This window comes from Rhizobium sp. RCC_161_2 (assembly GCF_041355235.1).
Classification (GTDB): domain Bacteria; phylum Pseudomonadota; class Alphaproteobacteria; order Rhizobiales; family Rhizobiaceae; genus Rhizobium.
In genome coordinates, this window is record NZ_JBFUPL010000022.1 from 36,677 (window position 1) to 61,807 (window position 25,131).

Annotated in this window: 24 protein-coding genes and 2 pseudogenes; 13 read left to right on the plus strand and 13 right to left on the minus strand. The window is 56.3% G+C overall.

Features of this window, described 5'->3' with window-relative positions; translation table 11 throughout:
• Window positions 1–5: 5 nt before the first annotated feature.
• Window positions 6–314, minus strand: coding sequence for a hypothetical protein (locus AB6803_RS31345; protein ID WP_371112531.1), 309 nt, complete (start codon window positions 312–314; stop codon window positions 6–8).
• A gap of 213 nt (window positions 315–527) precedes the next feature.
• Between AB6803_RS31345 and AB6803_RS31350 the strand changes: the two genes are divergently transcribed.
• Both AB6803_RS31350 and AB6803_RS31355 read left to right on the plus strand, forming a co-directional pair.
• Window positions 528–1,415, plus strand: a complete 888-nt coding sequence (locus AB6803_RS31350) for a Ku protein (RefSeq protein ID WP_371112509.1) — start codon at window positions 528–530, stop codon at window positions 1,413–1,415.
• Window positions 1,416–1,418: 3 nt separating this feature from the next.
• Window positions 1,419–2,240 carry a Ku protein gene (locus AB6803_RS31355; RefSeq protein ID WP_371112510.1) on the plus strand — a complete coding sequence of 274 codons (822 nt, stop codon included), beginning with the start codon at window positions 1,419–1,421 and terminating at the stop codon, window positions 2,238–2,240.
• 93 nt (window positions 2,241–2,333) lie between these two features.
• Here the strand turns inward: AB6803_RS31355 and AB6803_RS31360 are convergent, their stop codons facing one another.
• Window positions 2,334–2,855: a DUF309 domain-containing protein gene (locus AB6803_RS31360; protein ID WP_371112511.1), complete on the minus strand. Its 522-nt coding sequence runs from the start codon at window positions 2,853–2,855 to the stop codon at window positions 2,334–2,336.
• 388 nt (window positions 2,856–3,243) lie between these two features.
• Here AB6803_RS31360 and AB6803_RS31365 point away from each other — a divergent pair, with 388 nt between their 5' ends.
• A complete protein-coding gene (locus AB6803_RS31365) occupies window positions 3,244–4,305 on the plus strand; it encodes a hypothetical protein (protein WP_371112512.1) in 1,062 nt (353 codons plus the stop codon).
• Between the two features lie 49 nt (window positions 4,306–4,354).
• On the opposite strand, the gene AB6803_RS31370 is transcribed toward AB6803_RS31365, so the two are convergent.
• Genes AB6803_RS31370 through AB6803_RS31385 form a run of 4 tightly spaced genes read right to left on the minus strand, consistent with a single transcriptional unit; the run spans window position 4,355 to window position 8,590 of the window.
• Complete coding sequence (locus AB6803_RS31370; protein WP_371112513.1) at window positions 4,355–6,463, minus strand: CHAT domain-containing protein; 2,109 nt, start codon at window positions 6,461–6,463, stop codon at window positions 4,355–4,357.
• A 58-nt stretch (window positions 6,464–6,521) separates the two neighbouring features.
• Complete coding sequence (locus tag AB6803_RS31375) at window positions 6,522–7,235, minus strand: hypothetical protein (protein ID WP_371112514.1); 714 nt, start codon at window positions 7,233–7,235, stop codon at window positions 6,522–6,524.
• A gap of 13 nt (window positions 7,236–7,248) precedes the next feature.
• Window positions 7,249–8,208: an ImmA/IrrE family metallo-endopeptidase gene (locus AB6803_RS31380; RefSeq protein ID WP_371112515.1), complete on the minus strand. Its 960-nt coding sequence runs from the start codon at window positions 8,206–8,208 to the stop codon at window positions 7,249–7,251.
• Window positions 8,209–8,212: 4 nt separating this feature from the next.
• On the minus strand, window positions 8,213–8,590 hold the full coding sequence (locus AB6803_RS31385) for a helix-turn-helix transcriptional regulator (RefSeq protein ID WP_329606996.1): 378 nt from the start codon (window positions 8,588–8,590) through the stop codon (window positions 8,213–8,215).
• Between the two features lie 214 nt (window positions 8,591–8,804).
• Between AB6803_RS31385 and AB6803_RS31390 the strand changes: the two genes are divergently transcribed.
• The 3 genes from AB6803_RS31390 to AB6803_RS31400 all read left to right on the plus strand — a co-directional run bounded on the left by AB6803_RS31390 (window position 8,805) and on the right by AB6803_RS31400 (window position 11,280).
• The gene (locus AB6803_RS31390) at window positions 8,805–9,530 is read left to right on the plus strand and encodes a multiubiquitin domain-containing protein (RefSeq protein ID WP_371112516.1); all 726 of its coding nucleotides are present in this window, start codon (window positions 8,805–8,807) and stop codon (window positions 9,528–9,530) included.
• Window positions 9,527–10,933: a ThiF family adenylyltransferase gene (locus tag AB6803_RS31395; RefSeq protein WP_371112517.1), complete on the plus strand. Its 1,407-nt coding sequence runs from the start codon at window positions 9,527–9,529 to the stop codon at window positions 10,931–10,933. The genes AB6803_RS31390 and AB6803_RS31395 overlap by 4 nt, the downstream gene beginning before the upstream one ends.
• A 164-nt stretch (window positions 10,934–11,097) precedes the next feature.
• Entirely contained in the window at window positions 11,098–11,280 is a 183-nt protein-coding gene (locus AB6803_RS31400) for a DUF6527 family protein (RefSeq protein ID WP_371112532.1), read from the plus strand.
• 6 nt (window positions 11,281–11,286) lie between these two features.
• Here AB6803_RS31400 and AB6803_RS31405 read toward each other — a convergent pair whose 3' ends face one another.
• Together AB6803_RS31405 and AB6803_RS31410 are read right to left on the minus strand one after the other, a co-directional pair.
• Window positions 11,287–13,509, minus strand: coding sequence for a S8 family peptidase (locus tag AB6803_RS31405; protein ID WP_371112518.1), 2,223 nt, complete (start codon window positions 13,507–13,509; stop codon window positions 11,287–11,289).
• Window positions 13,509–14,633 carry an AAA family ATPase gene (locus AB6803_RS31410; RefSeq protein ID WP_371112519.1) on the minus strand — a complete coding sequence of 375 codons (1,125 nt, stop codon included), beginning with the start codon at window positions 14,631–14,633 and terminating at the stop codon, window positions 13,509–13,511. The genes AB6803_RS31405 and AB6803_RS31410 overlap by 1 nt, the downstream gene beginning before the upstream one ends.
• Window positions 14,634–14,800: 167 nt before the next feature.
• Between AB6803_RS31410 and AB6803_RS31415 the strand changes: the two genes are divergently transcribed.
• Window positions 14,801–15,259: a gamma-glutamylcyclotransferase family protein gene (locus AB6803_RS31415; protein WP_371112520.1), complete on the plus strand. Its 459-nt coding sequence runs from the start codon at window positions 14,801–14,803 to the stop codon at window positions 15,257–15,259.
• A 233-nt stretch (window positions 15,260–15,492) separates the two neighbouring features.
• Here AB6803_RS31415 and AB6803_RS31420 read toward each other — a convergent pair.
• Window positions 15,493–15,831 (minus strand): annotated as a pseudogene (locus AB6803_RS31420) (hypothetical protein); the annotation flags it as partial.
• 26 nt (window positions 15,832–15,857) lie between these two features.
• On the opposite strand from AB6803_RS31420, the gene AB6803_RS31425 reads away from it, so the two are divergent.
• The 3 genes from AB6803_RS31425 to AB6803_RS31435 all read left to right on the plus strand — a co-directional run bounded on the left by AB6803_RS31425 (window position 15,858) and on the right by AB6803_RS31435 (window position 19,130).
• The gene (locus tag AB6803_RS31425; RefSeq protein ID WP_371112521.1) at window positions 15,858–16,637 is read left to right on the plus strand and encodes a phage Gp37/Gp68 family protein; all 780 of its coding nucleotides are present in this window, start codon (window positions 15,858–15,860) and stop codon (window positions 16,635–16,637) included.
• 21 nt (window positions 16,638–16,658) lie between these two features.
• Entirely contained in the window at window positions 16,659–17,918 is a 1,260-nt protein-coding gene (locus tag AB6803_RS31430) for a three-Cys-motif partner protein TcmP (RefSeq protein ID WP_371112522.1), read from the plus strand.
• A gap of 93 nt (window positions 17,919–18,011) precedes the next feature.
• Complete coding sequence (locus AB6803_RS31435) at window positions 18,012–19,130, plus strand: hypothetical protein (RefSeq protein ID WP_371112523.1); 1,119 nt, start codon at window positions 18,012–18,014, stop codon at window positions 19,128–19,130.
• Between the two features lie 130 nt (window positions 19,131–19,260).
• Here AB6803_RS31435 and AB6803_RS31440 read toward each other — a convergent pair whose 3' ends face one another.
• Window positions 19,261–20,079, minus strand: coding sequence for a DUF5677 domain-containing protein (locus AB6803_RS31440; protein WP_371112524.1), 819 nt, complete (start codon window positions 20,077–20,079; stop codon window positions 19,261–19,263).
• 364 nt (window positions 20,080–20,443) lie between these two features.
• On the opposite strand from AB6803_RS31440, the gene AB6803_RS31445 reads away from it, so the two are divergent.
• Window positions 20,444–20,692 carry a hypothetical protein gene (locus AB6803_RS31445; protein WP_371112525.1) on the plus strand — a complete coding sequence of 83 codons (249 nt, stop codon included), beginning with the start codon at window positions 20,444–20,446 and terminating at the stop codon, window positions 20,690–20,692.
• A gap of 45 nt (window positions 20,693–20,737) precedes the next feature.
• Window positions 20,738–21,220, plus strand: coding sequence for a hypothetical protein (locus tag AB6803_RS31450; protein WP_371112526.1), 483 nt, complete (start codon window positions 20,738–20,740; stop codon window positions 21,218–21,220).
• A gap of 2 nt (window positions 21,221–21,222) precedes the next feature.
• On the opposite strand, the gene AB6803_RS31455 is transcribed toward AB6803_RS31450, so the two are convergent.
• On the minus strand, window positions 21,223–21,924 hold the full coding sequence (locus AB6803_RS31455) for a hypothetical protein (RefSeq protein WP_371112527.1): 702 nt from the start codon (window positions 21,922–21,924) through the stop codon (window positions 21,223–21,225).
• 296 nt (window positions 21,925–22,220) lie between these two features.
• On the minus strand, window positions 22,221–23,348 hold the full coding sequence (locus tag AB6803_RS31460; RefSeq protein ID WP_371112528.1) for an RHE_PE00001 family protein: 1,128 nt from the start codon (window positions 23,346–23,348) through the stop codon (window positions 22,221–22,223).
• Window positions 23,349–23,537: 189 nt separating this feature from the next.
• Between AB6803_RS31460 and AB6803_RS31465 the strand changes: the two genes are divergently transcribed.
• The gene (locus AB6803_RS31465) at window positions 23,538–24,686 is read left to right on the plus strand and encodes a tyrosine-type recombinase/integrase (RefSeq protein WP_371112529.1); all 1,149 of its coding nucleotides are present in this window, start codon (window positions 23,538–23,540) and stop codon (window positions 24,684–24,686) included.
• A gap of 292 nt (window positions 24,687–24,978) precedes the next feature.
• Here AB6803_RS31465 and AB6803_RS31470 read toward each other — a convergent pair.
• Window positions 24,979–25,131, minus strand: a pseudogene (locus AB6803_RS31470) (IS701 family transposase); the annotation flags it as partial.

Sequence of the window (25,131 nt, forward strand, 5' to 3'; positions counted from 1 at the left end):
AACTTCTATTTGCCCGAAACGCGGATCGCTCCGGCATCTCCGAAGCTTCGTTGGACGGCGGCGACCTGATCGGCGCCGATATCCGCAGACACTTCAATCTCGCCTTCAAATGCCCCATCGTGGCGAGCGCCGCCTTCGCGCGAGGCATCGCCACCGGACGGCTTGGAGCCGGCGGTATTCTCATCACTTGCGGACTGAATGAAAATGTCGGGCCTGGAAATACCGTGTTGCTGAACAAGCTGTTCAACGGCGAGTTCAGCTGCCGCACGTGTTTCGAACCTTGCTCGTATTGTCGTGGTACTGTCGTCTGCCATGTCACTTGTCCTTTTTTGTTCCATTACCTGTCCAAACGCTGCTGGCACCCGAGTGGTTTCACCACCACCCTGTTCGGCGACACGTATTTCGGACATGGCGTTGAAACTGCCAAATTGACCCTTCGCCCTGATGGACATGATCCAGTCCAACGAAAGCGCCGGAACCAAATGGGCGGCGTTTAGTTTCTTCCGAAATCGACTTGGAGGACGAAAATGGCAGCTCATCGCGCTCAGTGGAAAGGTCATCTGAAGATTGGTGAACTCAGTTGTGCCGTTGGCCTCTACACGGCAGCATCGACATCCGAGCGGATCAGCTTCCATATGATCAACGAGAGCACCGGAAACCGCTTGAAACGCGAATTCATCGACAGTGAAACTGAAGAAGTCGTGGAACGCGACCAACAGGTGAAGGGCTTCGAGACGGGCAACGGCGATTACATCATGATCGACGCTGATGAGGTCGCGGCGGTCGTTCCCGATTCCGACAAGATGCTGGAGGCTGAAGCCTTCATCCCGTGTGGGGAGATTGATGACGTCTATTTCGATAAGCCCTACTATCTCGTCCCAGTCGATGAAGTCGACCAGGACGCTTTTACTAGCATCCGGGATGCCCTGAGCAACACCAGTGCCACGGCGATTGCTCGCACTGTGCTCTTCCGCAGGATGCGAACTGTCCTGATCCGGGCGCAGGGCAAGGGTATGATTGCGACGACCCTCAACTATGACTACGAAGTCCGGTCTTCAGAGGAAGTCTTCAAAGACGTGGCGAAGGTCGAGGTCGAAGCCGAGATGCTCGATCTGGCCAAGCACATCATCACCACGAAGAAAGGCGACTTCGACCCGGCGAAATTCGACGATCGCTACGAGGATGCCCTCGCTGCGCTGGTGAAGGCGAAGGCGGAGGGCAAGACCCTTCCAAAGCCGAAGCCCATCAAGATTTCCAAGCCGAACGACCTGCTCAAAGCGCTGCGTGAGAGCGCTGGCATGGATAAGCCGTCGGCAAGCAAGCCAAAGGCTGCCAATGCCAACTCGGGCAAGAAGGCCGCGGCTTCCAAGCCCACCAAGAGCCGGGCAAAACCCGCAGCTAAGAAAGCGAGCTGATCGATGGCACCGCGTCGCCCATATTGGAGAGGCTACCTCAAGCTCTCGCTCGTCACCTGCCCTGTGGCAATGACCCCTGCCACATCTGAATCCGAAAAAGTCCGCTTCCATACACTCAACAAGGATACCGGAAACCGGGTGGTTTCCCAGTACGTGGATAGCGTCACCGGCAAGCCCGTGAAAGATGAGCACGAGGCAAAGGGCTACGAGCGCGGCGAGAACGATTACGTGCTCCTGACCGATGAGGATCTGGAATCCGTCGAGCTGGAGACGGTTCGTACGATTGACATCGAAAAATTCGTGCCGCGTGGCAGCATCGAGTGGGTCTATCTCGAAACCCCGTACTACCTCACCACAAACGACAAAATTGGCGACGAAGCTTTCGCAGTCATCCGCCAAGCCATGGAGGCGGAGGATGTTGTAGGCATCTCACGTGTCGTGCTGGGTCGCCGCGAACGAGCGGTCGTGCTGGAGGCGCGCGGCGAAGGAATCGTCGTGTGGACCCTTCGCTTCGGAGATGAAGTGCGGCCGGAAAGCGAATATTTCACAGGCATAGGTAAAAAGTCGGATCCTAAAGGGGTTTCAGCACTTGAGGCAGTCATCAAGAAACGGCTGACGGACTGGTCGCCGGAGATGGTGTCGGATCCGATCCAGGAGAGCTTGCTGAAACTGATAGCAAATAAGAAGAAAGCCAAGAAGCCGTCAAAGGCCACGACCTCGAAATCCTCGAAGAATGATGACGAGAAAAGGAGCAACGTCGTGAACATTATGGACGCGTTGAAGAAGTCGGTTGCAAAGGAGCTGAAATCCCGCAAAGCTGGATGATCTCTTGGTCTTTGGCCGTGCCGCGATCACGACCGTAACAACAGAGTGGCTGCCGTTTAGCGCCGAAAATCTCGACGAGCAATCCGCAAATATCTACGCGTCTCCAAGAACGAAGTCGAAGACTGCTTCAGGCTGTCCCCGGGTCATATTGGGCGATGCCGGCATGGCCTCAGCTGTCGCTTCGGCGAGATCAGCAAGTAATCCAGGGGGTATGCCTAGGGCGCTTGAGAAATGGTCATGCGGCGCCGTCGTCAGATCTCGCAACAGCGCGCCGGCGCGTCTAGCGTGGCGCATCGCTGGAGTCCGTTTGCCTTCCCGGATCTTCACCCCAGTTGCGCATAACAAGATCAATCCCTTCAGAAAGGCGCGCAGCGGGCTTCCTCTGTTTGCAATCTGCCAAATTCCTTCCCACGCCTCGTGGGCTTCCCAATAGTACCCGTGATTGAAGAGATCCTGGCCCCACGCGAACTCCTCAGAGTCGAGAGACGCGGTAACCAAACCCGGCTGAACACCGTAGCTGTGTCCTCCAGGATCACGGATCGGATGTGGACCCTTGCCCGGCAAGTAAGCGTAGCCGGGGAATGATCTATCCGGAAGCAATCGAGGACGTCCCATCGCCCCAAAATCCTGTTGTGAAGGCCCGAAATAAGCATGCTCTTAACTCGCCCGATGGACAACCCATCCTCCCGTTAACGGGGTTCGGAGCTATGCATAAGCGCCTTGAAGGGATTCGAACCGCAGGCTCGGGAACAGCTCCGATCAATGCATTGATATCACGGAACAATTCAACTACGCTTGGATGTGCATAAGAGGCACCTGAAAATGAAAAAAACGAGATCTATGCATCGAGCGCATCAGCGAGGTTCGAATACCCTCAGGACCGTATGATCAATATCATGCGCACTTCTATCTTATGGCTGCGATCCATGAATGGGGCGCAACCCTTAGCAGTCTATGATGCGCCGAACGTTTAGCTACCGTATCCACCTGTCGAAGCGGCATCATGACCTCCTATTGCAGCTTTCTAATCGCAAACCCTCTTCATTGTAGCCTGATCGAGAGCCATGCCGAGCGAGTTGGCTGGCCGATCAGCTTCCTTCCCGACCCCTCCCAGCGATTCTGGTTTCACGAGGGCGGGACAACGATCATTTCACATCCACAAGCCCTCGGTTCCCAAGTTGTCGATGGCATTCCAGGGCAATTGCTTCTGATCAATACCGCGGAAGAGGCGGTGGCCAACAACATCGTCCAGCTGATTTGCGCTGCCTATGACATTATCGAAGGAAATCCGGGCGAACGCGTCGCCCTTCGTTCTGTATTTCCGCTTCCAGACGACACCGCGGAGCGTGACAGCATTTATGACAACCTGTTTCGAAAACGCGGTTTTTTCGAGCACTTTGTCGGCCCGTCCGAGCTCGCTGTCGCTGTGGCGACCGCAGCCATGGCGTGGTCGGATAGATCGTTGATCTACGCTATTCACAAGTTATCTCGGAGCTATGCGACGGAGAGCATCACCTGGTGGTCTGCCCATCCACGCTATGGTCAGATGTTCGAGAAGCATTCTTCCCTTCATTCGGCCCATGTTGGAACATCGATTGCAATCAATCTCGCCTTCTCAGCAATCGAGGAGCTCCAGCTTCAGGTGAAATCTAGCGCCAGGAACAAGCGCTGGCTCGACTTAAAGGCGGGACAATGGAACCCTACTGTGTTGGAAGACCTCCGTGTGAGATTGCGTGCAGCTCATATCGATCCCGACAGCACAATGACCTGGATTGTCAGAGGCGATCGGTCGCTGGCCGAAACCGAAATAACGCCCGTGCTTGGCATTCCTACTCCATATTCAGACGGTCAAACCGTCCGAGATGTTGAAGTAACTTTGCCAGACGCGCTTCACATCTGCAGTTTCATCCGGAATTATATGACAGCACACCGGTTCGGGGAGGCTTCTCCATTTTTGGGGCCATACGAGGTTCACAACGTGCAAAGCTTGGCGCGACAACTGATCCTTTGCGCTTGCGGCCTATGGAGGGTTTCGACGGAAAATCTCTTGAAATCAAGCTGGTAACAGGCCCTTCCGAGGCGAACTTACGATCAGTCGGATGCCACAGAAACGGTCATGTCAGGATGACAGGGCAGCCCCAAGATAGGACGTTTTGCATGACCTCGGCCGCCCTTTGCCCATTGAGCCGCCGGATTGCTTGCAGTTCCGGTGAAATTTCCGTCAGCACATTTATCAGCTTGACCTGATCGCGCATCAGCAGAGACGCGTCTCGCAACGCGGCCGGCGGTGGCTCTCGGGTGAGCCCGACGGCCAAGCTGCTGCCGAAGGCCAGGGCGGCATAATAATCGATCGGCCAGAGATGGCCGATAACCTGCTGGCACGAAGAGACAAGCTCTTGGGCGAGGCCTGACCGCGCCATTCCATTGAAGGTCTGCGCGGTCGCGCTCGAACAAATGTTTAACACGAGCAGGCGCCGTCCCACGCTCGGCACGTCAAAACTTAAAATGTCGGCAAGCGACGCTATAGCGCCGTCCTCCATCACGATACCCGTTCGGCGCTGGTCGTCAGACGTTTGTTCGCCGTGCCCGATGACCCAAAGCAAGTCTGCTTCGGGATCTTCGTAGAATCGGCGAAACGCTTCCCGGTCGAGGGTCCCTGGCATGTCCTTCACATGCCAGCCTGCCGCCGCCGCGACGTGTTGCAGCGCTTCGACCTCTGCGTCAGTGGTCTGCGTGGGGCCCGGCCAAATCGAAAGAGTTTTGATTGGCCCGAGAGCGTTGGCGACGCTTAGAGAGGTTTCCAAGGGTGCAACCCAGCCGAGCCGGTCTAGGATCATGGCTTGAAGTGGGTCGCGGTGTGCAGGCATGACGACCACCGATCGCGGGACCCAGCCTTGCGGCAGTCTGCTGCTAACTTCCGACAGCCTATAATGATCATCCATCGCCGCCCAGATCTGGACGGCGAATTCGAAGGCTGGCGTGCTCTTCAGTCGGTCGTCGACCCTGACCTGTCGATCTCCTTGCGGTCCCCGAAAGTATTCGTTCAGCGCGTTCGAGTTGGCGACCAGAGCGTTTTCAAGAGATTCGGCAACGTTGTTGGATGCAAGATAGCGACCGTCCGGCCAAACATAAGCGACCCCATCTCCGTGGTTGGGGCAAATGAAAAGGATATCTCCGTCCGCACAGACAGAATCGGGTTCCGCGTACCATGCATGCAGAACCGCCATCAGGTCGTCGGTCGAACCAAACTTGCACAACGCGTAAATGATCGGATGGAGGAGCAAGATGCGCGAATCCAGCGCAACCCGTGCCGCATGCCTTGAATTGCCTGAGCGGTAGATTTCGGAAAGCGCGTGAATTTCCGAAAGGATTTCGACACGTGCGGCAAGCCACGCCTCTTGGTCTTGCAGTGTCACGGCAAGAAGCTGCAGCGGTTCGTGCTCTCTCAACTCGGCTCGCAAATCTCGAAGGGTGCGACGCGCCCATTCGACAGGATGGGTGTCGGTGTAGTGACCGACATGTGTCGACATCGAGATTTGGATCTGCGCCCTGTCCGTTACGGGTATCTCCGGCTCCTCCAGACGCCGCAAAAGCGCATCGACCTGCGACTGTGTGCCTCTCAACTTCTTCGCAGCTGAGTAGACGGCGATCGCGGTGAGTGCCTTCGTTCCCTTGCCGTTTCCGGCTTGCGTGGCGATGGCCACCGCAGCCTCGAGGAACATATTGCAGTGGCCGTCCAGACCACCAAACTTGTGTGCCACGATATACGCCGCCCAGACCCAATCAACGGCGACTTCGAGCGCAAGCTCGTTCATTGCTCTCGTAGCGCCGGCGTAGGGCGGCAGCCTGTATTCCGCATGGTTTTCCGTCCGATCGAAAACATGCTCGCGCGAGATAGACCAGAGTAACCAGTGATAACACGTCCCTAAGCGGCCCGAGGTCATCGTCCGATAGATTTGCACTTGGGAGGTGACAAAACGAAATCCGTCAATCATGGCTGCCGCAGATGGATCAGTCTGGACTATTGTCTCAGCCTCGACGTCAGCGCGCAGTGCCTCACAGAATACGTTCAGCTGATCGTCTGCTTCTTGAAGTTTCATCTGCAGGTTAAAGACGGCTTCGGCGAAAAAGTGCCCTTGCCTGATCCAGTCGAAGGGCGATTGCCACGGTAGAAGGTTTGGAAATGCCTTGGCGGACGCCGGAAAATGTTCAGCTAGAGTCATGGCTTACCTTTCGCCACTTTTTCGATCATCGGAATAAAGGACAGGGGAAGCCGCCTCATCAGATCTCGAATGTGCCACGCCGAAATTGCTGCACAGCCATATCGACCTCGCCAACATCATTGAAATGAGCCAGGAAATCCCTGCCTTCCATCGACAGCACTTCGATCTCGGGTTCGAGCACCCGGACAGCGGCTTTCGCTGCATTGGTAATGATTGGCAACATATCGAAAAATACGGGGACCTCCTGAGTCCGACTGGCTGCGAAGCTCGTGAGAGTATCTCCCCCGAGGTAGTCATTAATCGTCTGCGCCCGTTGTGCATTCAATCGGGTAACGCTGTGTGGCAGGTTCAGGAGCTCATTGACGTCCTGCCATGAGAGGGCTTGCACGAATAGTCGTTGCTCCAAGGGCGACGCCGCACCGTAGGTAACAAGACCAAATTCCCCAGAGAGAGGCCCCAGCCTTGGCCTCGTAAAATATGTCTCCATGCTTCGAATTCGATGGGCGTGATTGTGGTGGCGGGCGTTGCGGATCGCCAAAAGGGTCGCCGTTGGAGCGGCTTTATTCCATGGGAAATTAATTTGTGAACTAGCAGCCTGCGCGGCATCGTAAATACTGTGAAATCCGTTCAGGACGGCCGATAGGCCCGTGTCGAGGTTACCTGCCGCTTCCTGCGGGTCAACCTTCATTAGGGCGGGCGCATGAATGAGATGCTCAGTGTTGAGCCGGAGCGCATGCGCAAAACTGTCAAATGCTTCACTGATTGATTTCACGATATCTCGGACATCAAAATATTGGCTTAGAACTTGTCATCTTACCGGCGTGGAAGCCCGCTGGTACGACAATCGATTTTCTCAGATCCGAGGCTGCGTGGATCAGGATGAAGCTGTTGTAAGGAGTGGCAAAACCTTCCGCAACGAATTCCACCAAATCCCCATTCCTGTCCTCGAGGGTCAAGGTGCCAGGCCGGGACATCTTTCGCCCACCCAGCGGGATGAATTCCGCAAGGGGGCTCATCCGATCGATATTTTCCGGGACCTGCAGATTCCCGAAGCGCTTCTGGAAAAGTGGCGACAGCTCGAGGCGTCGGAGATCAGACCGCATTCCTAAAACGGGGCAGACTTCGACGGGGTTAAGCACGATCACCGCGCAGGCTCGTTCGTTTCGCCTGACATATTCTCGCAAGGACGCGTAGATCGACGCACCGAATTTTTTGCTTAAGGCAAGCGGCACCTTGATGCTGAAATTGCTGTCCGCTGCCATCTGGGCAAACCGGCTATCCTGAAACAGGACAACCGTCGCGAATATGTTTGCCTCACGCTCAAACTGATCGGAGACATCAGGCGAGAGCGATTTGTCGCAATCTTGGATCCATCGAAAAAGCTTCGACTGATGCGGGATGTTCTTATGGCCTGCTTCGTGCAGCTTTAGAAAATTCTGCTTGGATTCGGTGACAGTCGTGTCGATGTGAATGAGATCTTCGTGAACATCGAAGATACCCCTCACCTTTTCGATCGCAGATTTGACGAGGCTGGCAGCGCGTTCTCCAAACTGGAGCGCGTGCCGGAGCAATGAGCGCGGATCAAAAGCGCTCATTGGTGCTACTCGAAGCTTCGCTGCACCGAGTAGATCTGGGACCGGCGTGGGTAGCCGGTCCCATGCGTTGGCCTTGTTCAACAGATCCGTCGCCGCGCGGTGGATTGCTGCATACTCGCTCGGCGAGAGGGAACTGTCGTCAGGCTTCAAGGGGTCAGTCCTTCTTCGACCGCAGATATCCGAGGTATTTGAGTAATTCCGATTCCTCAGTCTGCGTTAAATTCAATTCAGAGAAAGTCGCCGCCCTCCCATGGCGTTCAACATCGGTACGCGTCGTAGTAATGTAACCTGCCAGCTCCATTAGTCTGTCGTATTCCACGCCATAAAGGTTTGCGAGGGCATATAGAATGTTAGGGGACGGTCTCTGAATCTTTCCGTTCTCAATTTGGCTCAGATAAGCATTTGAGACTTCTTTGTTCGTAGCTTCTTCGACTGCGCGAAGAGTAAGCTTTCGATCTGTGCGGATTGACCCAAGATATTCTCCAAGGGTAACTTTCACATCTCTCCTCTTTTCATACGGCACTTGATGCACCGCGCTGCCGGGGTTTTCGCGGTGCAAGGCATTTTAACGCTACTGCTTGATAAGTCAAGCATGCGTGCGCTTTGCTATTTTTATCAAGCACGCTCATTTTCTGCTTGACGTTCTTAGCATGCTTGCCTCATGATGCACTCACTGATCGGCCGCGGCGGATCGGTCAGCTAACCAACGAGGTAAGAAAATGACTAGAAATGAAAATGAAGCAGCGGTGTCCCGCATCGAGGAGCTTCTCGAAGATATCCTTGATGAAATCGTCGAACTGGAAGTCTACGCCAAGGAAGGCAAGCGCCCGCCGCTTGCTAAGGCGTACCGCTTCAAGATCAACGACAAAGCCTATGTCTGGAACAAGCCGCACATCACTGGACGCGACGTCCTAGTGCTCGCCGGCCTTACGCCGCCAGAGAACTATACCCTGCGTGTTAAGCTTGTGGGTCACAAGCCTCACAAGGTAGGGCTCGACGAGCGGATCGACCTCCGCCACCCGGGTACTGAAAAGTTCCGCGCGATCCGCAAGGAACAGACTGACGGTGAAGTTCAGGGGCGGCGCGATGCGCCGCTCCTGGACGCCGACACGGCCTTCTTGGAAGCCTACGGGCATAAATTCGACATCGTCAAGGACGGGTCGACCTGGGTCGTTCTTCATGACTTTCCGATCCCCGCCGGCTTCAACCACCAGCGCGTGTCCTTGGCGATCAGAATCGAACAGGGCTATCCAATGACCCAGCTTGATATGCTCTATGTCTTTCCCAAGCTCGCTCGGATCGACGGTCGCGAAATTCCGCAGACCCAAGTGGAACAGCCGATCGAAGGCAAGGTCTTCCAGCGGTGGTCCCGCCACCGCTCAGGCGCGAACCAGTGGGTGCCCGGCGTCGATTGTCTCGAGACCCACGTTTTCCTCATTGAAGAAATCTTCGAACAGGAGGCCGCACGATGAACGTCACACTCAGCATTTCGGCAGACCAGCACGCGGCCCTGGCTGACCATCTTTTCCCCGGCGACGGCCTTGAGGCCGCCGCGCTACTCTTGTGCGGGGGAGCCGACCATTCGGAACGTTATCGGCTATCCGTGCGCGAGGTGATCCTGCTGGAACACGGCAAGTGCAAGAGACTGCGCGACCGCGTCTCATGGCCAACCGATCTGATCGTGCCTCATCTCGACCATGCCGAGGAACTTGGCCTCAGTGTGATAAAAGTCCATTGCCACCCCGGCGGCTTCGCCGAATTCTCAGAAGTGGACGATGAGGGCGATAAAGAACTGCTTCCGATCATCCGGTCGTGGGTCGGAGCGGCGATCCCACATGGGAGCATCGTAATGCTGCCAAGCGGGCGCCTTTTCGGACGGTATCTTCGAGACGGAGACGAAATGAAGCCGATCAATATGATCAGCGTGGCTGGACCCGATATCCGGCTCTTTCCGGCGAGCACCAGAGTCGATGTCGACATTCGGTCGTTCGGGCGGTCTCAGGATCAGGCCTTCGGCGAAGGCACAACCGCTACGCTTGGCAGACTTCGTGCCGGCATTGTCGGCATTTCTGGAACCGGCAGTCCCCTGCTGGAGCAATTGATCCGCCTCGGATTTGGCGAGATCGTCATTATCGATCCAGACATTATCGAGGATCGCAACCTCAACCGCATCCTCAATAGCACTGTCGCTGACGCCGGGGCGGGGCGGCTCAAAGTGGATATTGCAGAGGCTGCAGCCATCGCGACTGGCCTTCCAACAAAGATTATCAAGGTTGCATCGACATTGATGTCACCGGCAGCGATCAATGCACTGTCCGTCTGCGATGTGGTGTTTGGCTGTGTCGATACGCATACCGGTCGTTTCGCGATGAACCTGGTGTCGACCTATCATATCATCCCGTACTTTGACGTCGGCGTGATGCTGGATGCGACCAAGGAAGCCGACGGGACAGGTCGGGTCAGCGATATTCTTGGAACCGTCCACTACATCGTGCCCGGACGCTCCAGCCTGATTTCTCGCGACGTCATCTCTCTTCAGACGGTGGCAGCAGAAGGGCTGGCGAACTCGGATCCGGAAGCAGCGGCCCAGCAGGTTCGCGATAAATATTTTCGAGGCCTAACTGTCAGCAGACCCGCGGTGATCAGCATCAATATGTTTGCTGCAGCCCTTGCCGTGAACGACTTCCTTGCCAGGATCCACCTCTATCGGCATATGCCCAACGCCGAAGTCGGCTCAATCGAATTCAGTCTGGGCCAGCTTCGCCTGACCGCTGACGAAGAGCAGGAGGATTGCGCGCTTCTTCATCCTTGGGTTGGCCACGGCAAGATCTCGCCACTTCTTGGTCTGCCTGAATTGTCGGAGCCGCGCACATGAATTTTACATGGCTTGCTGACGCCGGACAGTATCTGGTCGGGACAATTCGCCATCTGTGCCGACGACCTTATCGAGCTGTGGTTCGAGAAGGGAACATGCCACGATTCATCGCCCCGAAGACGCTTTATATTCTCAAAGAAGACGGCGACCCATGGCAGGCCACAATGCGGTGCCCTTGCGGCTGCGGCTCTGCCCTGGAGATGAATCTGGTACCAGACGAAAAAGCCGTCTGGCGCGCAAAAGTCGAGCCCGATGGAACGGGCACACTCCACCCTTCAGTTTGGCGCCAGGTTGGATGCAGATCACATTTTTTCATTCGCAACGGAAAAATCCGCTGGTGCGAATGACCTGCCTTAAGTCCTTATCGGGATATCGACAACCGGACGCAGCGGTTCAAGCTGTGTCTGGTACTTGCGGACAATCTGATCGTAGAGGTCAGAAACGCGCTTTGCTTTAACGCTAACGATGAGAGCGTATCGAAGCTCGTCCTCCGGCGCGAAATCCCGGCTCTCAAGTCGCGCGTTGTAGTGGATATCAAACGTCGGATTGCGCAGGCTTTTGCCGAGAAACCCCACGGAAGCGTGCAGGGTGTTCTCCCATTTCCAGGCATCCCTACGGAGATCTCCCTCCGTCAATCCCTTCTGGGCCTTGCCAAAAAAGCTCTGGGTGTCGGCATGCAACTTCTCATCGTCCTTGCGCTTGTCGTCTTTCGGCCGGAATGCGATTTCCAGGCCCGCCCGGGTGTAGTTTCCAGGATGGTGCGGATCAGTCAGGGTTTTGTAGCAGATGGTTGCCGTGATCTGGACCTTACCGGGCATCTCCTCTAGCGGAACAGGGATCGGCGCCCGAACATAGCTGCGGGCCGGTATCGTACCCTGGTAGATCACCCTGACGGTATCGTCGTCGCAAAGCAAAATGTCGTCGATATTTCGCGCAACACGGCCTCTGCCAACCTCCTCGGCAGACAGCGCGGATTCCTCTGCGGTGTGAATGAGCAGCGCTCTGATCGCAAGCATGTCGACGTTGGCACCCAAATGAGCTTTTACGCCGGCGGCCATCCGCAACAGGCTCGGCGCAGCGAAGGAAGTTCCGCCTGTCACTTCGAGTTGAGGGCTCCCATCCAGACTTGCGACGAGGAACGGTCGCTGTAACGAACCGCCGAAGTCGACCAGGTCAGGCTTGATCAAGCCCGGGCTGCGCCCCGGACCGACGGAACTGTAGGTGGCGCGTGCCCAAGGTTGGTCAGGGCTGTCCGCGGCACCAACCGCCATCGCGTTCACGCAGTCGGAGGGAACTTGAATCCGGTTGAAGCCAAGTGCCGCGTCTCGTTCTCCATCGTTGCCGACGGCAATTGTTGCCAGCGTGTCATTCCTTGCAAGCCGATCGTCGAGCACTGCCGTCCAGGCGTGCACATCGTCATCCTCGATAGGAAGCCTGGGGCCGAGACTGATGTTCACCAAATCGAACTGACGACTCAGGAGCGTCTGATCGATGCGATACAGCACTTCGTAAAGCCCCTCTGGATCCTGGCTGGGATCAGTATCAAGGACGCGATAATGTTCAACCGGTGCATACGGCCGGGCAAGCGGCTTGGTAGGATCGATATGTCCAAAAAGGAATGCGGATGTGACGTGCACGCCGTGACGGCGGAGGTCATCATGTGCGCCGCCGATCCCAGTTGTATCTATCGGCGTCGCCCAGGATGTCAGAGGATGATTGTCGGGGAGCCCACCGTCGAAAATCGCGACCTTGATCGTAGTATCCATGGCTGCTTCCAACGGATACTGAATTTGTGGGGAGGGAGTAGCGGCGGCGCGCACTGTCGGGCGCAAGATGCGCAGTGTAGGCATTTGCCTAAGCGCACGAACTGCGGTAAAAATCGCTATGTCTTCCGCCTGGTCTGCGGGCGCAGTCAGCTCGACGAAGCACAATCCGCCAGCGTAAAAACGCTTCTCCATCGGAGCCTGAATCCCAAGCTCTGAGAGGTAGCTCCTGAACGCGTGAACAATTTTTTGCTCGCCAAGAAGCTCGTCTGTGTGCAGCACAACTTCGAAGGTTACATATCCAGTTTCCGGCAGGTCGCCCTTTAACTTGTCCTCTGCGTCGGGCGCACCGATCTCCTCGATAGAGATGATCCCGTGCGTGGCACCTGACGTATCATTCCAGTGTGGAAGGCCCGCGCTCCAGCTTCGAAGCGATGCCCGAGGGCCCATGACGAAGATTTCTGTCGTCAATGTCTCTTCCGGCGGCCGGCCCAAGGAACGCTTTTGGGGCGTTATCGCGCGCGTCTTGCTTCCGATAGCCTCGACACCCACCCGCTGGAACAGCTCTTTGGGATAGAATGACTTGGCGATGTACTCAGGATTGAGAACGACCGAAAGGACAGCTTTATCGTCCGGGCAAGCTATCGCTGGCAGCTCGTCTACTAAAGAAACCGCTCGCGCCAGCATCGGTGCCAATCGGGTACGCGATTCTGAAAATGTGTAGGGGTGCTGCTTTGGGGCGCCGCCCCTTACACCTGTCACCGGGGAAACTAGCCGTTCCCCTTTGCCGAGAAGAAAATTTTGCCTGGCCATTATCCACCTTTTCTTCTACGGGGCACCGCTTCCGACTGCGTATGGCTCCGCACCGTGTCGCGCGCGATCCCAGTCAACTTCTGAACATTTCGCTGCGACAGTCCACTGCCGACCAACATGGTGGCAAGGCTGATACGGTCCGCCTTCGCGAGGCCATCCAGCTGGATCAGCCCTTGCAGATAGAATTCCAGTGCATCGCCTGATATTGCCGCGGCGCGCCGTGTCCGTTCGATCGACTGCTGAATGTCACTGAATGACTTCCCTTGAAGGGCAATCGCCAGCACCTTCGCCCAGTGACTCGCGTTCTCATGATAGGGCCGAAGCAAGCGTCCTACGAGATCCTCGATGGCGTCACGGTCGGGCATTGGAAACTCGAGCTTCATTTCGAAGCGCCGCCAGACTGCGGGATCAAGTAGATCCGGATGATTGGTGGCAGCAAGCAACAGCCCTCTTGCCGGCCAGTCGTCGATTTGTTGCAAAAGCACCGTTACGAGCCTCTTCAACTCACCCACTTCGTCCCGATCATCACGCCGTTTTGCAATGGCGTCCAACTCATCCAGAAGGAGAACGCAATCAGCCTGCTTTGCGTAGTCAAGCACCTGGCGCAGGTTCGCGCCCGTGCGACCAAGATAACTGCTCATGACTGCTGCGAGATCGAGGATCATGAGCGGCTTATTCAGCTGCTTTGCCAGCCAGCGCGCCGCAAGGGTCTTGCCGACCCCGGGTGGTCCTACGAACAATGCCGTTTTCGTTGGATCCAACCCCGCCGCATCGAGCGCAGCTAACTGACCGCGCTCAGCTATCAACTGATGCAGCATTGACGCAACGTCACCCGCAAGCACCGGAGCATGGTCAAACTCAATATTGTCTTCGATCTTAAGAAGGTGAAGCCTGGAATCGTTATCGACCGGCATTGCAACTTCGGCCATCCGCCGGAGCGGCGTCTCCTTCGTCGGAGCTTCACGCAACAGGGCAGTAAGAGAATTTGAAAGCTCAGGTTTTTCCAAGCGTGTCTTGCGCGCGATCCGCTGAAGAAGCAGCTGGATATCCTGAGCCCTGCCCGCCAGTGCCAAGCGGGCGAGGCTGATGATATCGGAATCGAGATCCGCTTTCGCTGTCGTCATTTTTGGAAATCCTTATCTTCAATCTAGATCTTTTACCAAGGTGGACGAAAAATCAATAATGATCGGTAAATTTCTTCCACATCTGCGCCAACTAACTGATTTACAACCAATATATAATGGCCTAAACTAACCTTCCATCCTTCAACATTACGTCGCGAGGTCTCTCTATGCTGTACTTCGCTTACGGATCCAACATGGACCCGACACAAATGAAGGCGCGATGCCCAGACGCCAGAGTGGTCGGCCTCGCATGTCTGAACGACTATGTCCTATGTTTCCCAAGAAGATCGAACAAACGTGGCTGTGGCGTTTCCTCGATCCTGGCGAAGGACGGATGCGAAACATGGGGTGTCATCTATAAGCTGAGTGATGCAGACCTTGTCGCCCTTGACCGAAACGAAGGCTACCGACAGGACAGGGACCCGAGCGTCAATGCTTATAACCGGATCACGGTTTCAGTGAGACTTGGCGTTGAGACGATGGAAGCCGAAACTTATGTCGCATCGCATCAGGAAGGAGAGCACCTACCCAACGTTGGCTACCTCGCTCACATTCGTGAGGGAGCCGTTCACCACGGGCTGCCTGCCGCTTATCTGGAATTTCTTGCTGGCTTGCCTCACGAATAGTCCGCGTAGAGATAGGTAGGCAAATTTTCAGGCACATTACAGTATTTCCCAAGCCCGAAACTGCCCCTTCCCGTAATCTACCTCAGGGGTGGCACCGCCAGATGCCGGGGCCCTGCGGAGTGACATTGCTTCTTGGCGATCAGGTTGGCCGAAACGACCGGCCGCGCCGCGACCAGCTGCTGTCGAGCGAGCAGAATACGGTCATGCTCGTTCATCCCTAGCTCGGCCGCCGATGTGAACGCCTCGAGCATCGCCATCAGCCGCGCCGTCCGATTTCTGAAATTCCGCTGTTCCCGTCGAACGCTGCGCAGCCGATGTCGTGCCGTCGACGCAGGAGTCAGGAGACCAGCTTGTGACCAAGCTCGCTGCGACGCTGAAGCGCCCCGTCGGACCCCATCCAGCAGAATGGTGCCGCGTAACATCGGCGAGAGACCGTTGCTTTCAACGAACAGTGCGCGTTGATGCCCTTCCAAACCGTCTACGCGCCAAACCGTTCTCTTTTCGTTCGAAGTCTGATATGCACAAATCTTAAAGTTTTGTTCGTTATTTTCCGGAGCAAGCGGCGAAAGCATCGAATTCGATAGGAAGTGAGACGGTCATGGCTGAAACCCAAATCGAATGGACAGATGCCACGTGGAATCCAGTTGCTGGGTGTTCAATCGTTAGCGCTGGTTGCACCAATTGCTATGCCATGGAAATGGCTCGTCGTCTCGAAGCGATGAAAATAGAGAAATACTCTGGCCTAACCAGACAATCCGGAAAACGGGTTGTGTGGCAAGGTGTGGTGAGGGAAGATCCTGCATCTCTGGATATCCCGCTTCGATGGAAAAAACCTCGTAAGATTTTCGTCAACTCAATGAGCGATCTTTTTCACGAGGGCGTAAGTGACGCATTTGTTTCGTCAGTATGGGACGTAATGCGCCGTACTCCCCACCATCATTATCAGATATTGACGAAAAGGCCTGAGCGGATGGCGTCATTTCTGCTCTCGCTCAACGATGACGTCCTCCCGAACGTTTGGCTCGGAACCAGCGTCGAAAACGCCGATGTTGTGGATCGAATAGCTGCGCTGAGGAACGTTCCCGCGGCAATTCGATTCATCTCGTTTGAGCCTCTCATCGGTTCTGTTGGGACGGTGGATCTCAGCGATATCCACTGGGCCATAGTTGGTGGGGAAAGCGGTCGCTCTGCACGCCCAATCCGCGAAGATTGGATCGACGAAATCTACGAACAGTGCCAAAGTTACGAGACGGCGTTTTTCTTCAAACAATGGGGCACCTGGGGAAAAGACAACAAGCGTCGTTCAAAGAAGGCAAATGGTCGAATTTATCGAGACCAGGTATGGGACGAGATGCCTGTAACTTCGGTTGGAGGCTAATTCACGGGGCGGAGATTATACATGGTCGTCAAAAGCTATACCTTTTCTCAAGGCGCAAAACTCGACGATCACACTAAACAGAAGCATAAGATCCTTCGCCAGTATTTCGAGCGTTACCTTACAGTCCGCTGCCAGTTGCCGCAGCAATCAAAGTTCCGTCTGGCGATTGTCGACGGCTTTGCCGGTGGAGGAAGGTATGAGGACGGAAGCCCAGGTTCTCCGATAATTTTTACCGAAGCGCTCATTGAAGCTACAAAGAGCTTCAATGTTCGACGCGCAGCAGACAAAATGGCTGAGCTGTCGATCGAGTGTCTGCTTGTCCTCAACGACGAGGACACGCCAACTCTCGAATTTCTTAAGTCGCAAATGGCGCCGCTTCTAGCCGCACTAAAAGATTCCGTACCAAAGTTGTATTTGAAAGTGGTCTACCTCAACCAAGAATTTGAGACCGCTTATCCCGAAATTAAAACGCTGCTCGAGACCGGACGTTATCCAAACGTTCTTTTCAATCTCGATCAATGTGGGCACGCGCAAGTCCAACGCGCCACACTGGCAGATATCATGACTTCGTTTCGTTCTGCGGAAATTTTCTACACCTTCATGATAACTTCGCTCCTGGCTTTCCTCCAAAAAGGGAATCCCGCTCGCTACAGAGCGCAGTTGGCCCACCTCGATCTAACGCCTGAAGCTATTTCTTCTCTCGGGGACCAGATGAGCAACCAGGCATGGCTTGGGTCCGCTGAACGAGTGGTATTTGATGCATTCCGTGGGTGTGCGGCGTTTGTCAGTCCCTTTTCGATAAACAATCCAGAAGGGTGGCGGTACTGGCTCATACATTTCGCAAACAATTACAGAGCGCGCCAGGAATATAACAACGTCCTTCATCGCAACAGCACCACGCAGGCACATTTTGGACGGTCTGGTCTTCGTATGCTGTCCTACAATGTTTCAGACCCCTCGACCGGCCTTTATCTCTTTGAGGAAGCCGATCGTGGACGGGCCAGGGATCAACTTCATGATGATATTCCAAGACTGGTAAACGAGTACGGGGATGCCATCAGGGTTGGGGATTTTTACCGCGGCGTCTACAACATGACGCCGGCGCATGCGGATGACATACACGCCAGCGTGATGATGAACACTGATCTCGAAGTCATCACTGAGGCCGGTGGAGCCCGCCGGGCTACAAATACCATAACGCCGAACGACGTCTTGAGACTTAAGCCGCAGCGTAGCTTTTTCCCTATGTTTCTGGATGCGGACGAAAAGGCGCGCGAGTAGCCCCTTTCACGGCTTTTGCATGTTCGGGGTCTGCACGACCTTTGCGAAAATCCAAAACCTGCAAAGCATACGCATCTAATCTGTGGAGGTTCCTTGGTCTCGATCAACCGAACGTGGTGGGAACACCTCGCACCCAAGCCGATGCATCGACGACGCCATGAGGTTCAGGAGTTGCTGCGCAGATGGTGTCGCACGGACTACGGGGTGCATTGGCTTAAGACGGCGAGGCGGGAGCACGGAGTTGTCCGAGTAAAGCCCGGCCAACTCATTCCCGTCGTACATTTTATCGCACTCGGCGATAATGATGTATTCATCGCACCACAGTCGAAAATCAGAATCGGTTACAGGATGGTGGGAACCGATCAGTTTCAATCGGGGCATATTCTAGAGGAAAACGAACTCGCGCTGACCCCAGAAATTAGGCTTGACGTCGTCGAGGACAAGGCACTCTTGGCGGCCGCCGCTCGCGGCGATACGTCTGCCCATATTGATGACGTGAAGAATCCCAGCCAAGTGTTTTCGGTGCCAGCGCGCCTGCTCTTGGCACCAGATGCGCTCCCGAAGAGAGCGTTTGTCCTCTACCAGCACATATTTGGCGCAGGCCCATCCTATCCCAATGATGGATTTTTCTATGTGGGCGTCACGACCCGAAGTTGGCAAAAGCGGTGGGCGGAACATAGGCGGGCTATGGAAACTGGTAGCCCACTGCGATTCCACCGGAAACTTCGAGAGGAGATGAGTGCTGGTCGCGTCACCTATATCCACCATAAAGTTATGGCTGTTACAGAGGACATCGAAAAACTCTACGCCACTGAAGAATGGCTGGTCGAAGGACACTGGCATGATCAGCGGCGCCTCAATATGATCCCGGGCGGGAAGTCTGGACTGCGGTATCTTCGCGAAAATAACATGTTGACTGAACGGACGGCACCAAGCCCAGACGAACGCGACTTCTTGGTGGAAGATTGGCTGCGAAAACACCCCCGTAAGGGCCTGCCCGCACCCTGGGTTTCTGAAAAATGGAAAGACAATGAATGGGCGATTGCACAGATCTGTGGCCGAGATGACCGGCTGTCGGTTGAGCAAGTCCGCGCCATTCGGGAACTAGCAAGAACCTACTCAGCCGAAGCAATTGCCGAGCGTATCGGCGCTCGAAATAAAGGCCAGGTTCTACGCGTCATAGAAGGAAACACTTATAGCCGCATAATCTGAACGAGGTTGGGGTCTCTTAAAGACTTAGCGTCCTAGTTATCCGATCCGTTCGGCCTTATCGAACGCGCCCTGCGTTCACGCCGAAAGAGGTTGTCGGGGTATGCGAGCGAGGCATCGAGACTAACGCGAATTAATGCTTGAGGGGAACGGCGCTGTCTTGGGGCAGCGCCTCTCCTTCCGCCGGCTGCTCGCCGAACTCTCCGACCCCTTCGCGATACAGCTCCATATAGCGGCGGCCGAGGGCCGAGAACTCTTCTTCGTTCTGCGTGATCCCAAGCGAATGACGCAGATGCAGCACGACCGTCATAGCAGCGAGCGCGATGAGGCTGATTGTCTCGAACATCTCTTCATCCTCGAGCTGGGGGTCAAGCTCAAGGCGTATCCTATCGAATGTTTCCTGCGGATGCCGGCACAGCGAGGTCCATGTCACATGCTCCGCATCGGCGGAAATCTGCCGATAAAACACTTGGAAACGTGGGAAATTGCTCCCTTTGCTCAGCTCACCAATGTTCAGGCTCTTGGGTTTGGTCTTGCCATCGCCCATCACGAATTTCTGTAGCTCGCTATTGGCTTCTTCAGAGAGTTCCGTGGTCTTCTGAAGGAGCTTACCACGCGAGATCCGGCTTGCTTTGTCGTCATCATAAAGGAGCGGCAAATATTCGTCCGTAGTGCACGCTGACTCCATATGCATCGCACATTCGATGATGCCACGTGCCATGATGCGAAAGGCAATTTGTTCTTCGTTCTGCAGCAGCACCAATGCCGAGCGGATCAGTGTCAAGGCTCGCGCCGCGATCGCAAACCTCGCGGATAGGCCTCTTGGATCGTCGCTGCCGGCTGTTTCCTGAGCAAACTCGCCAATAAAGTCGCGGGCTCGATCATTAAAAATTATAAGCCAGTCGACCCAATCGGCCTCCTCGATCGCGGGTGGGGTGTAGGTTTCACTCATAGCGGCATCCCGGTGGCGTTGCCGCCCGTGTGGTCATCGAAGCGTTTAGCCTAACAGGGTAATCCCTGACGCGGCGCCCGTGCCGAAGGCCACGATTGTCTGCAATGTTGCGTTCCAAAGGTGGTTAGTTCCGGTCGTCAGCGTTGTCGTCTCTGTGGTCATAAGCGTACCCTTTCTCTCTAGGTTCTTGAACAGGAAGAATTGCACCCCGATGAGGGGCAGAAGAAGGAAGAGGCCAACGGCACAGAGCGCCGCTGCGGGAACTGCCCCCGCACCTGTTAGGCCTGTTAGGCTAAACGCTCCTTTGATTTATATAGGAATACGCTACGCTCGGTTCAATAAAACCGGTTCGATGAGGCGCTTTATGTTATTCAAACCCGAGCAGGGATTTCGCGATTACATCGAGATCGGGCAGGCCAACCTGGCCGCCATGATGTCCGAACCGTGCCCACTCCTCTCCGGCGTCGAGCGCTATTGTGCGTTCCTTCAGAAGGATCTGTTGACGGGCGAGCAGGAAGTCACGCCGACCGCCGCATTCCTCTTCATGAACGGCTACATGCTTTACCAGAGCAGTATCGCGACAGCTTTGACCGGCCACGCCGCAGCGATCTAGCCGCTGCTGCGCACCGCGTTGGAATCGGCATGTTATGGTTACGTCATGCGAACCGATACAGCCATCGAACGCCTGTGGCTGAACCGGCACGACAGTGAGGCGGCGACGAAAGCGGCACGCAAGGCCTTCACCTCGGCCGTGAATGATGCGGCAGATGCGATAGGGGCAGCAAAGTCGCACCCCGGGACAGCCGCGATCATCAAACAGGCCTACCAACAGGCGATCGATTGGGGTGCGCATCCGAACCCACGATCAATCCTGAAACATATGCAGGAGCCAAAAGATATCGGCACCCATATCCAAGTCGATCTGACGGGCCTACATAATGTCGGTTCGCTCGAATACAAGCGATCACTGCTTGCATGCCTCGATTTTGGCATGCTGCTGGGCATCGTCATCATCCATGGTCTGACCCATGTCAGCCCCGAGACCGTCCAGAAACTGCGCGACCTCAACGATATGAAGGAGGCACTTCTGGAAAGCGAGTTTCCCGAAACATACGCGGCGATGGGACCGCTGGCCCGCTAACTCTAATATTCGTTGGCGACACCCATCTCCGCCCAGAGCATGCGTTCCTGTTCGGCTTCCATTGCCGAGCGTTCCACCGCCTTGGCCTTCATGTCCAACGCGTAAAGCGGCATCTGCCAGCGGCCGTATAGATGACCCACATGGTCATCGCTCGCAGCGTCGGTGACGAGCTGCTCTTCGATCAGCCGCTCAAGCATGGCCTGAATGAGCCTATCGCTTTCATGGCAGCTGGTGTCATCTTGAAAATCTACCTCGTCCCATACCGCCGAAACGGCGTTGATCCCCTTGATGCTGAACGCACCGATGGCGGACAGTGCCTCGGCGACGACCAGCGCATTCGGCACTGAATCGAACAGGCGAATGGACCCATTGGGGGCGACCCATTGAAGGGTGCCGTCATCGAGGCCTTCAATATCGGCGTAGAGTCGGGTTTCACGTTGATAGATGAGATCGTTGGGCACGATGTACTCGCCCATGCCACCCTCGAGATAATGGGTAACACGACGTTGATCGATAATCTTCCGCAACTCTTTCAGATCGACCGGTCGCCATTGGCAGGCCTCCGCATAGAGAAGCCGCGAAAGATGGTCGTAGTACCAGCCCATCAACGTACCAATTCTGCTGGCGATGAGTTTCCTCGGGCAGCGCACGATATCCATCAGGATAAGGATTTTGGCCGCTTCCTCTTCCGCATGGCCCTTCATGCACGCTGGATTCACGCGGCATGTCTGAAATCACCTGCGACGCGGCATAGAGGCCGCGTGCACTTTCCAGCAAAATGGGGAGGCCTTCGGAAATGAAGGCCGTGCGCTTGTCAGGCGGCAGATTCGCGAGTTTGTGTGCCTGTCGTAGGCCAACATCGATCTTCGCCATGCGCTTCCCTTTCGTCCCGTAATCTACAGCTGCTCCCGCTGCTTTGAACACAAGTACTATACTTGCTTTTGAAGCCGCTGCTCTCCCGAAGGCGCGACTTGCTAATTGGCGGTATCGCTTTTTGAACCTAGATCACACCCCATGCACGAAACCTCCCCCTCCCCGTCATCTCTCTCAACCCGAGCTCCAAAACAATCCGCCGCGCCGCCTGAGGCGTGACGCCGAGCGTCTTCACCACCATCCCGGCCGACACCAACGGCTTCGCCATCACCAGCTCGACCAGTTCCGGCAGCTTTGAAGACGTCCGGCGCCCGTACAGCTTTCGCTCGAACATCGTGCGCGCCAACGCCAGCCGGTCATGCTCTTTCAGACCGAGCTCGGCGGCCGCGATCAGGCCGTGAGCAATTGCGAGCAACCGGGTCTCCCGATCACGATGCCGCCGCCGATCGACGGGAATGGTTTTCAGGCCGAGATTGATCGCGGCGAGATGAGCGCCGGTGGTGACGCCTGCCTGGCGCAGGATGGAGGCGGCAAATAGCCGACCGAGCCAGGGCGCGTGCTGCAGGACCGACAGCTCGTTCCAGGCATCGAGCGCGACGATCGCCTGCAGCACCGCGGGCAGATTTTCGGCCTGTCGCAACACGCCGCGCCACTCTTCCAGCCGCGCGTCCTCGTCCCAGTCGAGATCATAGACCAGCGGATCGGCCGGAGCCCGGCCGGGCTTCCTGGCTTGTTCAATGGCCGCCTCCGATCGGGCGAGCACCGCATCGATGGCGGCATAGTCGATACCGGGCAGATTTTCCGCGTCGTCATCATCCCCCTCCCCTTCCGGATCGATCGCCACCACCCGCCGGATGGCGCCGAGCGTCTGCGCCTCGTCTGCATCGGCCGACGTGATCTCCGCGGTTTTTCGCAGCGTCCGAACACCGTCGGCCGACAGCGCCCAGTCGGGGAGTTGGCTCGAGATGCGCCGGCGAGTTTTTAAAACGTCGCGGGCGATGGTCAATTCGTGGGTCGGCGTGCGGACATCTTTCGTCGCGTCGTGCAGCACGAGGTCTTCGAGGTGGACGAGCTCGCCGTCGATCCACAGCGAGGCGCAGGCATCGGTGAACTGGGTGCGTTCGAGGAAGCCCGCGCCGACGGGTGAGCGGGCAACCCGCTCGTCCAGACGCGCCAGTGCGATGCCGGCGTCGAAAGCCGGCCGCATCAGGGCTGTCATGCTGATTTTCGTGAGATCGTAAGCCATTGAAATCATGGTAAATGATTTGCTAAAAGAACTCTATATCAATATTGTGGTTCCTCACATGGTATGATTGTCGGGTGGCGTTCTAACCATCGATAGGTACTGGTTATCGATGGTAGATTGATTTCAGGGCGCAAATCATCCAGAATCGTACAGATTCACGGTCCCGGCGGCCGCAGAAACCGTCCTTTTGGAGCGCCCGTGGCCAAAGCCAAGAAAACCCAAACTCCCGTCGAGCGCCGCGCCGAAGAGCTCGACACGATTGCCGCCGTGTTGCCGATCGAGCGCCGCGACGAACTTGCCGAGCTGCTCACCGACCAGGACGTCGAGACGCTGCGCCATCTCGTCAACCAGGGCATGGGCGACAACACCCTTCGCGCCCTGACCTCGGACCTCGCCTATCTCGAGGCCTGGGGGATGGCGGCGACCGGACAATCGCTGCCCTGGCCGGCGCCCGAAGCGCTGCTGTTGAAATTCGTCGCCCATCACCTATGGGATCCAAAACGCCGCGAAACCGATCCCGATCACGGCATGCCGAAAACCGTCGATGACAACCTTCGGCGCCAGGGATTTCTCAAAACCGTCGGCCCGCATGCGCCAGCAACCGTGCGCCGGCGACTGGCGAACTGGTCGACGCTGAGCAAATGGCGCGGTTTTGACGGCGCCTTTGCCTCCCCTGCCCTCAAGTCGGCCATTCGCCTCGCGGTGCGCGCCGTCCCGCGGAAGCGGGGGCGCAAGAGCGCCAAGGCGGTCACCGGCGATATCTTGGCGAAACTGCTGGCGACCTGCGCCACCAACAGTCTGCGCGATCTCCGGGACAGGGCGATCCTGATGGTCGCCTTTGCCTCCGGCGGTCGGCGGCGCAGCGAGATTGCTGGACTGCGGGTTGAGCAGCTGACCATCGAGCCGCCAATCTCGGTCGAGAACAGCGCCCCCCTCCCCTCTCTCGCCATCCATCTCGGTCGCACCAAGACCAGCAGTGGCGAGGAGGAGGAGATCGTCTATCTGACCGGCCGTCCCGTCGTGGCGCTGAATGCCTGGATGGTGGCCGCAAAAATCGACAAAGGCAGCGTGTTTCGGGCGATCGGGCGATGGGGGACTCTTTCGCGGCGGACGCTCGATCCGCAGTCGGTCAATGCGATGATCAAACAGCGGGTGGAAATGGCTGGGTTGGAGCCTGGGGAGTTTTCGGCGCACGGGCTAAGGTCGGGCTACCTGACAGAGGCCGCCAATCGCGGCATTCCCCTTCCAGAGGCGATGGAGCAGTCGCGCCATCGCTCGGTACAGCAGGCTTCGAGTTACTACAACAATGCGACCCGACGGAGCGGGCGAGCCGCGCGGATGCTTTGAGGGTTAAGTTTCGGACGCTTGTCATTAAAGAGCGATGGTTCAAGATAGCACGCCAAACAGCGGACTCACCTCCAGGAATACTCGGCGCCATCTCCAGAACACGGCGGAGGGTAACGGTTTCGCGTTGTGGCTGTCGGCTATCCCCTGTACCTGTCAGGAGGCCTCTTAGCACTACTTTGGCGGAATGTATTCTGGTGTCCTGAACCTAATACGGCAGTGGGGACATCGCTGCTGCGGGTGGTGCCGCGACAACGCGGCTATGACTGCGCGTCGGATAGCTGGTAGTGTCGGCTTAGGCGGGCCTTGCCTCTTCCTTTTTTTCCCGCTTTGCCTTGTTGAGGCGCTGATGTTGAAGAAATGCATAGGCAATCATTGTCATCAGTGCGTGTCGGTGGAGGCCTTGCCAGGACCGGCCTTCGAAGTGATCGAGACCAAGCTCTTCCTT

Excerpts from the sequence above, each read along its gene's own strand:
- AB6803_RS31345 (WP_371112531.1), bottom strand. The coding sequence starts at position 314 with ATGGCAGACGACAGTACCACGACAATACGAGCAAGGTTCGAAACACGT.
- AB6803_RS31350 (WP_371112509.1), top strand. The coding sequence starts at position 528 with ATGGCAGCTCATCGCGCTCAGTGGAAAGGTCATCTGAAGATTGGTGAA.
- AB6803_RS31355 (WP_371112510.1), top strand. The coding sequence starts at position 1,419 with ATGGCACCGCGTCGCCCATATTGGAGAGGCTACCTCAAGCTCTCGCTC.
- AB6803_RS31360 (WP_371112511.1), bottom strand. The coding sequence starts at position 2,855 with ATGGGACGTCCTCGATTGCTTCCGGATAGATCATTCCCCGGCTACGCT.
- AB6803_RS31365 (WP_371112512.1), top strand. The coding sequence starts at position 3,244 with ATGACCTCCTATTGCAGCTTTCTAATCGCAAACCCTCTTCATTGTAGC.
- AB6803_RS31370 (WP_371112513.1), bottom strand. The coding sequence starts at position 6,463 with ATGACTCTAGCTGAACATTTTCCGGCGTCCGCCAAGGCATTTCCAAAC.
- AB6803_RS31395 (WP_371112517.1), top strand. The coding sequence starts at position 9,527 with ATGAACGTCACACTCAGCATTTCGGCAGACCAGCACGCGGCCCTGGCT.
- AB6803_RS31400 (WP_371112532.1), top strand. The coding sequence starts at position 11,098 with ATGCGGTGCCCTTGCGGCTGCGGCTCTGCCCTGGAGATGAATCTGGTA.
- AB6803_RS31405 (WP_371112518.1), bottom strand. The coding sequence starts at position 13,509 with ATGGCCAGGCAAAATTTTCTTCTCGGCAAAGGGGAACGGCTAGTTTCC.
- AB6803_RS31410 (WP_371112519.1), bottom strand. The coding sequence starts at position 14,633 with ATGACGACAGCGAAAGCGGATCTCGATTCCGATATCATCAGCCTCGCC.
- AB6803_RS31415 (WP_371112520.1), top strand. The coding sequence starts at position 14,801 with ATGCTGTACTTCGCTTACGGATCCAACATGGACCCGACACAAATGAAG.
- AB6803_RS31425 (WP_371112521.1), top strand. The coding sequence starts at position 15,858 with ATGGCTGAAACCCAAATCGAATGGACAGATGCCACGTGGAATCCAGTT.
- AB6803_RS31430 (WP_371112522.1), top strand. The coding sequence starts at position 16,659 with ATGGTCGTCAAAAGCTATACCTTTTCTCAAGGCGCAAAACTCGACGAT.
- AB6803_RS31440 (WP_371112524.1), bottom strand. The coding sequence starts at position 20,079 with ATGAGTGAAACCTACACCCCACCCGCGATCGAGGAGGCCGATTGGGTC.
- AB6803_RS31445 (WP_371112525.1), top strand. The coding sequence starts at position 20,444 with ATGTTATTCAAACCCGAGCAGGGATTTCGCGATTACATCGAGATCGGG.
- AB6803_RS31450 (WP_371112526.1), top strand. The coding sequence starts at position 20,738 with ATGCGAACCGATACAGCCATCGAACGCCTGTGGCTGAACCGGCACGAC.
- AB6803_RS31455 (WP_371112527.1), bottom strand. The coding sequence starts at position 21,924 with ATGAAGGGCCATGCGGAAGAGGAAGCGGCCAAAATCCTTATCCTGATG.
- AB6803_RS31460 (WP_371112528.1), bottom strand. The coding sequence starts at position 23,348 with ATGATTTCAATGGCTTACGATCTCACGAAAATCAGCATGACAGCCCTG.